Origin of the sequence: Helicobacter burdigaliensis (genome assembly GCF_003670295.1) — a bacterium.
Taxonomy (GTDB): domain Bacteria; phylum Campylobacterota; class Campylobacteria; order Campylobacterales; family Helicobacteraceae; genus Helicobacter_D; species Helicobacter_D burdigaliensis.
In genome coordinates, this window is the sequence record NZ_QXJG01000035.1 from 1 (window position 1) to 9,771 (window position 9,771).

General features: G+C 27.6%; 11 protein-coding genes and 1 pseudogene. 2 read left to right on the forward strand and 10 right to left on the reverse strand.

Annotation, left to right across the window (positions count from 1 at the left end):
- Window positions 1–74 precede the first annotated feature (74 nt).
- The 4 genes from EBF09_RS08740 to EBF09_RS08755 are packed head-to-tail and all read right to left on the reverse strand — an operon-like array spanning window position 75 to window position 3,325.
- The gene (locus EBF09_RS08740; RefSeq protein ID WP_121764723.1) at window positions 75–557 is read right to left on the reverse strand and encodes a hypothetical protein; all 483 of its coding nucleotides are present in this window, start codon (window positions 555–557) and stop codon (window positions 75–77) included.
- Window positions 558–578: 21 nt separating this feature from the next.
- Complete coding sequence (locus EBF09_RS08745) at window positions 579–1,631, reverse strand: class I SAM-dependent methyltransferase (RefSeq protein WP_121764724.1); 1,053 nt, start codon at window positions 1,629–1,631, stop codon at window positions 579–581.
- A 22-nt stretch (window positions 1,632–1,653) separates the two neighbouring features.
- Window positions 1,654–2,670: an aldolase catalytic domain-containing protein gene (locus EBF09_RS08750; protein ID WP_121764725.1), complete on the reverse strand. Its 1,017-nt coding sequence runs from the start codon at window positions 2,668–2,670 to the stop codon at window positions 1,654–1,656.
- 13 nt (window positions 2,671–2,683) lie between these two features.
- Window positions 2,684–3,325 carry an acylneuraminate cytidylyltransferase family protein gene (locus EBF09_RS08755; protein WP_121764726.1) on the reverse strand — a complete coding sequence of 214 codons (642 nt, stop codon included), beginning with the start codon at window positions 3,323–3,325 and terminating at the stop codon, window positions 2,684–2,686.
- A 538-nt stretch (window positions 3,326–3,863) separates the two neighbouring features.
- On the opposite strand from EBF09_RS08755, the gene EBF09_RS08760 reads away from it, so the two are divergent.
- Window positions 3,864–4,094 carry a hypothetical protein gene (locus EBF09_RS08760; RefSeq protein WP_198672579.1) on the forward strand — a complete coding sequence of 77 codons (231 nt, stop codon included), beginning with the start codon at window positions 3,864–3,866 and terminating at the stop codon, window positions 4,092–4,094.
- Window positions 4,095–4,109: 15 nt separating this feature from the next.
- On the opposite strand, the pseudogene EBF09_RS08765 reads toward EBF09_RS08760, so the two are convergent.
- The 3 genes and pseudogenes from EBF09_RS08765 to EBF09_RS09140 form a co-directional block, all read right to left on the reverse strand.
- Window positions 4,110–4,358, reverse strand: a pseudogene (locus EBF09_RS08765) (S24 family peptidase); the annotation flags it as partial.
- Between the two features lie 364 nt (window positions 4,359–4,722).
- Entirely contained in the window at window positions 4,723–5,031 is a 309-nt protein-coding gene (locus tag EBF09_RS08770; RefSeq protein ID WP_121764727.1) for a hypothetical protein, read from the reverse strand.
- Window positions 4,988–5,134: a hypothetical protein gene (locus EBF09_RS09140; RefSeq protein ID WP_157978202.1), complete on the reverse strand. Its 147-nt coding sequence runs from the start codon at window positions 5,132–5,134 to the stop codon at window positions 4,988–4,990. The genes EBF09_RS08770 and EBF09_RS09140 overlap by 44 nt, the downstream gene beginning before the upstream one ends.
- Window positions 5,135–5,268: 134 nt before the next feature.
- On the opposite strand from EBF09_RS09140, the gene EBF09_RS08775 reads away from it, so the two are divergent.
- A complete protein-coding gene (locus EBF09_RS08775) occupies window positions 5,269–5,511 on the forward strand; it encodes a hypothetical protein (protein WP_121764728.1) in 243 nt (80 codons plus the stop codon).
- A gap of 480 nt (window positions 5,512–5,991) precedes the next feature.
- Here the strand turns inward: EBF09_RS08775 and EBF09_RS08780 are convergent, their stop codons facing one another.
- The 3 genes from EBF09_RS08780 to EBF09_RS08790 form a co-directional block, all read right to left on the reverse strand.
- Window positions 5,992–7,428 carry a hypothetical protein gene (locus EBF09_RS08780; RefSeq protein ID WP_121764729.1) on the reverse strand — a complete coding sequence of 479 codons (1,437 nt, stop codon included), beginning with the start codon at window positions 7,426–7,428 and terminating at the stop codon, window positions 5,992–5,994.
- Between the two features lie 9 nt (window positions 7,429–7,437).
- A complete protein-coding gene (locus EBF09_RS08785) occupies window positions 7,438–9,258 on the reverse strand; it encodes a hypothetical protein (RefSeq protein ID WP_121764730.1) in 1,821 nt (606 codons plus the stop codon).
- Window positions 9,255–9,771: hypothetical protein (locus tag EBF09_RS08790; RefSeq protein WP_157978203.1), on the reverse strand; the 517-nt coding region annotated here is incomplete at its 5' end. The genes EBF09_RS08785 and EBF09_RS08790, both read right to left, overlap by 4 nt.

A 9,771-nucleotide genomic window follows, 5' to 3' on the forward strand; every position in this document is an offset into this window, starting at 1 on the left:
ATGGGCAATTTGACCTAATAAACCCCCCCACCCAAAAACCCCGTTCATCCCCAATAAAATTTTCAGATATAATTTTAATTTTTGGTAAATCGCAAAACGTACCGTTTAAAAAGGTTTTTTTTGCCCCCCCCCCCCCCGACAGATTCACCAATACTTCTATATAAAGGGATATTGTGTTTTTTATAAATTGGTTCTACTTGTTCTTCTAGCTCTATTCCTGCTACACTTTTGACAAATGGTTTAATTTGCATTAAAAAACCAGCATATCCACTTCCAAAATCTAAAATATCTTTGCCAATAGCATTATTAAGTATAAAATCCATTCTAGATTTATTGAAAGAATACATATCATTTATAAAATCTGTTCTTTGTGCCAGCTTATAGATTTCTTTTTGATTATGCATATTGCCTTGTACATAAAAATCTTCGCTAGTATTTTGCATATTTAAAAATACCAATCCACACTCATCACATTCTAAGATTTCAATATTTGGATTATCTCTTACTTTTCCTTCTCTTTTATGATGACTTTTACTACCACATAGATAACATTTCATTTATTCTCCTAATACTATTAATTATTTTTCAAAAACAACTCTCATGTATGTGCTTCCTTTTAAATATGAAATCAAATATTGAATACTGCCTTTAATTTCATCTTCCAAAACACTAATGGCTTTCACTACCTCTTTTAAATCTAAATTTTCCATTTGCTCTCTACAAAATTCTACAGCCGCAAAATCTAATTTTCCAGGTGTATCTAAATACTTTAATCTAAAATTATTTATTCTTGCAAAATAAAGTATATTTTGCGTACTGAAAGCATTTAAATGCATAGGCGGGAAAATACTATGAACTTGTAACCTTTCTTCTTTGTTATAATCCAATGCTTGAGCCTCCAATCCAAGATAATTTGGGGTAGTAAAAATCATTCTACCCTTCTCTTTTAAGTTTTTATAAATTGATTGAACAAACTCGCTTGGTTTTGGCAAATGCTCTAAAAGCTCATAATGCAATACAAAATCAAACTTTATCCCTAAAACTCCAATACTACTAGCATTCATAACATAAAATCCCCCCCCCCCCTCAATCTGCTGTTTTTTACATTCAGCAATTACTGTTTCGTCTAAATCTATACCATATATTTTTATTTTCTTATTTAAGTTTTCTTTTTTCAAATAATCATTAAGAAGAGATAATAGGGCTCCATTATTACAACCAACTTCAAGTATATTAATCTCTTGATTTTGAGTATTTCCGCAATAATCTCTTAATTGCTCTATAATAAATTCTACCCTTTCCATGTATTTCTCTTGTGTTTTTTTTGTTTTATTCAAATCTGCATACATCGCATTAGATTTACAATTGTTGTAATACCAAGCTAGTGCCTCATTACTAGGGACAAGATTTGAATACACGGAATTACAAATATTGCATCGACAAATTTCATAAATCTCCAAAAATTTTGGCATAACACTAAAATCATTCCCATTGCAAATAGGACAATTTCGAAACTCAAAATTCTTATAAAATTTTTCATAAAATATTCTTGCATCCTCAATTCTTTGGTTAATTATTTGTTTAGAATCCTCTATACCTCTTAAAAAATTCCCAAAAGTATAATATTTCACTTTTTCTCCTCAAAATCAAATTTTATTTATTTTTTATTCTAAAAATATCATATAACTCTTTTACATATGGTTTTTTACATTTTGTTTTCATATCTTTTGGTATTAATTGAACAAATTGTTTGAATTCTGATACAGAAATTTTTGGCTCCAATTCTAAAAGATAAGTTGCAAAATTTGGATGACATTCATAAAGAGCTGTAATAAAAAAATAAGGACTATATCCCCATTGCTTTTCTTTTTTGATTGGTTCTATATATTTACCTATTACATCTAAAATAATTTCTAAATCATATTTACTGCCCAAAACAGAATTATAATATTGAACGATAATTTCTGTATAAAGATTACCGGCACATCGCCCCATTCCCTCCAACGATGAGTCAATAGTTAAAATTCTATTAGTGTCATAATCAATAACATCCTGAGCACAAATAAAAGCCAAATCCATATTATTATGAGAATGAAACCCTATCATCATATTTTTTGGAGCAATAGCATCAATAATATTAAAATACCTTTTATTGTCTTGCTTATTCATATAGCCAAAACTATCCACTATAGATATACAATGTGGATCAAACTTAACAATTTCCCTAATTAAATTTTCATATTCATGCAAGGTATAATCAATAGTAACCATAGGTTGCATAAAAGTCTGATATCCTTGCTCTACACTCTTTTTTGCAAGCAAAAGAGCCTCTTTTACTTGATGTTTATAAAAAACAATTCTCAAACCATCAATCGAATTTCCACTATATGGAGTAATATTTTCTGGAAAAAATTGTGCTACATCAATCATAGCTAAAAACTTACTTGTATGTCTATTTGTAGGCAAAAAATTAGCCATTTGTTCAATACTGGTAAATATACTTTTATTTGGGACATAATTTGAAGCATTTAAATATCCACATTCGATAAAATCCAATCTTGCCTCACTTAATTTAGAGATTATATCTACTATAACTTCATCACCAAAATCCCAATTAATAATGTAACCACCATCTCTTAATGTGCAATCCAATAATTTAATTTGCGACATATTTTTCCTTTCACTATTGATTTAGAAATATTTTTGCAATCTCAAAGTCTTCCCTGGTGTTAATATCAATAGACTCTTTGAAGTTTACTTCTATAATTTTAGGATTAATTCCTACTCGTCTTTTTAATTTTTCAAAGACTTCTTTTTTAAAAACATATACTCCAGAAGTTTCTTTATAAATTGGCTCAACATCTTGGCTTCTAGGAATATTTTGTGCATCAAAATTCAAAGGATTATAATTCTTATTCCAAAGAAAGTCTTGAATTTTAGTTGCTGTAAATGCTGAATCATGATTTTCATATAAAACAGCATTTATACATTTGTTAATGCTATCAATACTAATAAAAGGAGCAGTGGCATGAGAATACACATAAATATCTGCTTTTACTTCTCCACTAAAAGCTTCAAAAATTTCTGTAAAATTCGTATTATCACTATCAAGTTCAACACTTCTTTGTAAAAACTTAATACCTGCTGGTAAAAATGAAACAATTTTTTCACTACTACAATAAACATAAATACTATTTAATTCTTCAATTTGCTTTAAAGTTTCAAGATTATAAGTAATCAGAGGTTTATTGCCAAGCATTAAAATATTCTTATTTGGTAATCTTTTGTTTTGTAATTTAATGGGCATAATTGCAATAATTTTCAATGAATTTATCCTAGGCAATGATTGAAAATCTAGATTTTCAATACAAGATTTTGTTATGATTATAACATATTTTTTACAATATAGCAAAGATAAAAATATTAAACCCGCATTATTATTTTTTCTAACAAATGAGCGACTCTATAATTTAAGCTTCACATTTACTTAAATATTTATCAATTTATTTGCCTATATTTATAAAAAATTTATTTTTTATTACTTTTCACATTAAAAATCTAGATTTTCAAAGAAATAAAATATTTCCAACAAAAATAAACAAAAAATTATTTAGGCTCCAGATTATACTTTACACAATAATAGTTACATAAATGAGTAGAATTTCAAAGACGAACATATTGTTAAATTTTTTAAAATATTTATAAAAACTTAAAGTTAGTATAATATATTGATAGATACTTTAGGATTATCATTTAAACTTGCTTCATAAATTCTCAACCAAGCCATAATTCCCTTAAAAACTCTCTCTGTTTTTTAAAAGTATTAATAAAGCATGCTTTGCAACTAAAGCGATTTAGTATGTATGCTAAATGTACCCACCAAAAGTGAAGCTCTAGCACAAGGTTTGGCTAAATTAAAGGCACTAAATATTGGCATATATGAAGGTTCATGTAGTTTAAAGGATGCTAATATAAGAGCAGGAGCAAATTTGATTATTGAAGGCATTGCTGAAAGTGCGACTTTTAGCATTAAAGATGTAAGACATGAGCTAGATTCTAGTGGATATAGAATAAGTGTAAATTGTGAGGGCTAAAGCTAAGCTATATAGTAAATTTCTATATCTTTCTTCACAATCTAATATTTCTTTTATAGAACTTCCATAAAAGAAGTAATTAATACTAATATTTCTTTTATGTAAAAAGTTTAAGATTTGTGGATAGGGGATAGAGTTTCTAAACTTCATAGAATTAAAAGTATCAGGATTTATTCCTAACTCTTTTGCAACTTCTTTAGTGCTTAGATTTCTTACTCCCTCACTTGCTAGAATGTCTTTTAGCTTTTCTATAATCTCTTCCATACAAAAGGGAGTGTTTTTAAAAGACTTATTTGTGATTTTAGAATAAATAGTGTTTTGCATGGATACTCCTTTATGCTTTTTAGTATTAAAGCATAAAATGGCAATGGAAATTTAACCATAGGCTATGGTGCTAATTTACGAGAAAGAAATTGGTTAATTGTTGTATTAAATGAATTAGGATTATTTGGGAGTGTAAAAGATTTAAAAACTAAAGAAGATGCAAAGGCTTTAGATAATATAGATAAAGCTATACAGCCTAGTGTCTATATACATCTAAAACCACACAAATTCCAAAGTCTTCTTTAATACCTTCTAATTCCCTCTACCAAAAAAGTCCAAATTCAATCTGGATAATTTTTATATTTTATTGCATTCCTAATTGCTGATAAATTTTTGAAATTCTTTGGGATTGGATTTTTTCCCTTTGTGCTCTTTCTTCTTCTTTGTTTAGGCGTTTTTTCTCTTCTAGTTTTACAATTTGTGTCAAAATCACATTAACCTTTGCTTCATCTCTTATACTTTTAGCCTCTTGCAAATCAATTCTTAACATTCTTATATCATAATCTAGTTTTCTGTCATTTTGGCGATATTTTTCATTAGATTCATGTTCTTGCTTTTTAAATTCATAATCAATCTTTAATGCTTCTCTTTTTTGTGAAAAACATTCTATCAAAAACCTCTACATTAATCCCCTTAATCTCTTCTTTTGGAGATAAATGAGGAGGAAGAGCAAATAAAATTCCAGAAAATCCTAAAACCAATAACGCTTTTTTCATATTTTCTCCTTTACTTATACAGATTAAAATATTTAATTATACAATAAAATATTTTTCCATAAATTAATTTTATATTTATTTTTTATTTGCCAGAATTTTATCAATAAGACTTCTATATATTTTAAGGCAGTATTATGCAAAATACTTACAACAAACTTATGAATGATTTTCTAGAAGAAAGAGAAAAATTTACAAAATCTTATCAAGATACAATAGAATGGCTAGATGAATTTCATCATAACACAAAGCCAGATTTCATTAAACACAAGAGCTTTAAACTTAAAATGCTTATCAAAGACAAAAAAGACTTATTAGAAACTCCTAAATACACTATAGAGTTGTCTAAAAGACTTAAAGAGCTAGATAATGAAATTTAGTTTTTTGATATTTGGAATTTCCCTTTATATTCCTTGCTTGCTCATAAAAATATTAAAGCATAAAATTTTAAAATACAAGAAAAGATTTTAAAACAAAAAAGTGGAGAGGGGATAAAAGGAGAATATTTGTGTTAGAAATCAAAGTAAAAAATGCTGAAAATATTTAAGAATTCTATGTAATTATCCTTAAAACTTAAAAATCGCAGTTGGTTACATTAAAATATTTTATAAGATTATTTTAAGAAAAAATAACCATTCCAAAGAGTTTTTACAATTTTAAGATAGGAAACACTAAGCTTTAATGTCACATTTATAGGATTTTCACTAAAAATTTTCTAGAATAGTTGCATCTATTTTTTAAAATACTCTTCACACAACATTATTTATTGAAATATCATTCTAAAATACTAAAATTATTTCTATATAAATTTTATTGAAATTTCTTTTCTTTGTATTCCTTCTTTAGCCTACGCACTTCTTTTAGGAAGCCAATATACGCAAATATTCGCCCCCCCCCCGCACATTATTTGCTTTTATGAGTGCTGCTCCTAGTTTGTAGGTTAGATGGTTTTTGATTTTTAGGGCTTCTTGATAGTCTGCATAGGATTCTAATGGTGGGAGTTTTAGGTTTGGGTTTTGTTTTATACTTTGTTGATAAGCTTCTTGTTCTTTTTGATGGGTTTCTTTTATATAGGATAAGACATAGGGCATTCTTATATATCCTAATAGAGATTTAGAATTACTTATCATAGCTTGTCCTAATTTATAAGAGAGTTGGTTTTTGATTCTTTGTGTGGCTGTACCATATTTGGTTTGGAAATCCAATATGGTTTCAATTTGATTGATTTGGGTTATTTTGTTATCTATGATTATATCTTTTTCTTTAATAGTTCTATCTCTATCCTGAATAATATTGGTTTTATCCTCAATTATCTTATTTCTTATTTTAACAATATCTGCAATAAATTCAGCAATTCTATCCCAATACTCTGGTTTCATTTCTTTGAGTTCATAATTTTCTTTATAATTAGCTAGATCTTTTTTGGGAAACAATCTTTCTTTATGGGGAAAAAATTCTTTTCTTACCCATTCATTAGATTCTTCAAAATAGTCTACATAAGATTGAATGATACTTTTTGGAGGCTGGAACTTAAGGTAAAAATCTTTAGATTGAAAATATTTTTGAAAGAAAGGATAATAAAAGCCATCTTTATAGTGCAAATAAATTGCTCTCAACAATGTAATGCCTAACAAATTTATAGTTTCATTCTGTATCTCAGGTATCACAAAATTTCCATCCCACTCCAATCCTATAGCATCCACAAAATCCTTTAATAAATCTCCATTTTTAAATTCATTTTTATCAAAAAGTCTTACAATCAGATTTTCTTTGCCAAAAACTTCTCCCCACCATTGTAATGTCTGCTTGTGATTACAAATAAATTTTCCATAATCAACTGCACTCGCAACATTTTCAAAAAGCTTATAACGCTTCTCTCTATTAAGCAATAACTCAGTATTATAAAAAGAAACTGCCAAATCAAAGGGTTCTCGCAGATATATAATAATAGCAATCCGACTAAAACCAATATTCAACAGAACTTCTTTCAACTCTTTAACACCCTCTTTAGTTTGAATCATTTCTTGAAAACATTCAGAAGACAATATAACTTTTTGCTCTTTAATATCTTGCAGATTTTTTTTTAAAACATCTATTCTGCTCAACCGTTTCTCTTCTGTACTATAAAGCAAATTATCTCTTTTTGTAATTCCAGCTAACTCCCAAGCTTTCAAACCTGTAAAACAGGTTGGATAATAATAATCCGATTTTCTTAAAATCTTCCTATTCTTATCTAAAAAACTCTGTATAGTTGTTGTGCCCGTTTTAACCGTACCAATATGAACATATGCTATCATTAAGTATCTTTATAGCTTTGATTTAGATTTCACTAATTTATATATTTTAAAAAGCACAATAATATAACCGCCCTTATACCAACTCTTATTAGCTTCAATCAAAAGCTTTCCCAACTTATAAGATAAATGATTTTTAAATTTCATAGCTTCTTGATAATCAGAATATTTTTCTAAAGAAGGTTGTTTAATTTTCTTTAGAAAATCAATTTTTTGCTTTTGCCTATGAAAGACAACAGCTGATAACAATAATACTGGGAGAGATACAATACCAATAAGACTCTTGGAATTAATTATAACAATTTCTCCTAACTTATAAGCAAGCCAATTCCTTACTCTCTCTTTAGCACTTCCTAAAACAAAACTTTGTGGCTTACTATTTGCTGCATTATCTTGCTTTTTATTATCTTGCATAATTTTTTCTAATGCTTCATATAGCACTACTTGATTTAATGGTATCTGCATTTTTATTTTCTGCTCAATACAAAATCTTTTATACAATAATTTAGCATCTACCTCTTCAATATAATCTAATTTGATATTTTTAATATTATATATGATTTTTACCAATAGATTATAGATATGTTCCCATGACATATGATATAAACCTTCCACATGTGAAGACACTATTTTTTCTCTCTCAACAATTGTACCAAAACATTCCCCATTAGTTCCAGGAGCTATAAAATTAACTCCAGGCTTCCTGCAAAATTGCAAAGGAATAAGACCTGTAGTATTGCCTTCAGTTATACATAAATCTACTATGCTACAATGGCAAATTTTTTCTCTATAATCTTTCATGTTTAAATTAACTAATTCACACAAAAAACCATCAGTATAAATATTTTTTTCTATACCTCTCTTAATATTTTCAAATAATACATTATTACTAATAACAGAATTACTATATATAGAATAATCCTGTTCTGCCTCGTTGTTTATTTTCTTATCATATGCTGTCAAACCATTAAAATAAATCTTTATCCGTTTAAAATAATCACTCAATTTTTTAATAATGTTTACAATTCCCTCTTCTTGTTCAACCCAAGCTCTAGCAGAACTAAGACCAAGCCAAATTATCAAATCATATTGTTTATGCTCATCTTCTTGATTAATATAGCTTGCAATCTCTTTAATGGAATCTTTATAAATAAATTCTTCCCCTTCTCTTCTATATAAATTAGGTATTCCCATAGGATAAAGATAAACAATTTGCTCATTGTTTTTATTTGTAAATCGAAAATTATTTATGCATTCATTAGGAACGAAAAAACATTGCTCAGTATCAATAATCAAACTCTCATCAATCATTCCTCTTTTAACCATCTGCATAAAAAAGTTAAATAAAAAACAGGTGTAATGTTGAGGAGCCATCATAGCCATAGTAAAGCCAAATTGTTTCTCTGCATAAGCCAATAAATTATCCGAAACATCGCTAAAAACATCCACGCCATGACATGGCCACGGACTAGCTACATTAATAACAAAATCAGGAACAATTACATAATCAATAAAGCTTGTTGCTTGGGTAAAAATCCAGGGATATTCATTGTTCTCATCTATCATAAACACATAATTTGCTGCTCTTCCATTAAAAATATTATAAACTGCCCTTGTCTTAATATTTGGATATAATGGATGTTCAAGCTCAAAGTAGTGCTGAGATAACTTTTTTTTCCATATATCCAACATTGCATCAATATCTTTATTATTTAATATTTTCTGAATTTGTGCAATTTCCCCCCTATAAAATTCACCATCATATTTAATTCTTTTAAAGCGAGATAAATTCTTCAAACTTAACAAAAAATCTACTAATGCAGTTTGTATCATTTCAAATATTCCTTTAATTTTTCAATAAATTCTTTAGCATTTGCAATTCTATTTTCCTCTAAAAATATTCTCACTTCTATTTCAATAATATCTTCACAATACATCCTATTTTGCTTACATTTATCTATTATTGCTTTTAATCTTTTAATCTCATTTGCCTCTATTAAAAACAAGCAAACTATCTTTAGAGTTTTTTTAAAGTTGATAATTTTATCAACTAATTTATCACATACCACAATACCTTCTTTAATTTTACCAAGCCTTGCAGAAGAATATAAAAAATTCTCTATAATATCTTCAGTATATATTTCTTTTTTAATCAAAATGTCACATATAAACCAAGCTACATCTAATTGATTAGATTTAAAAGCATTTTCAGCTTGCTTATATAAATAAGCCTGATCATAACAATAGCAATCTTCAACCTCTATAATTTTTTCATAAACCCTCTCACAACATTTTCCATCTCTAAAAAGAAAAGTATTTGCCATGTTAGTTTTATAGGGCTCCCCT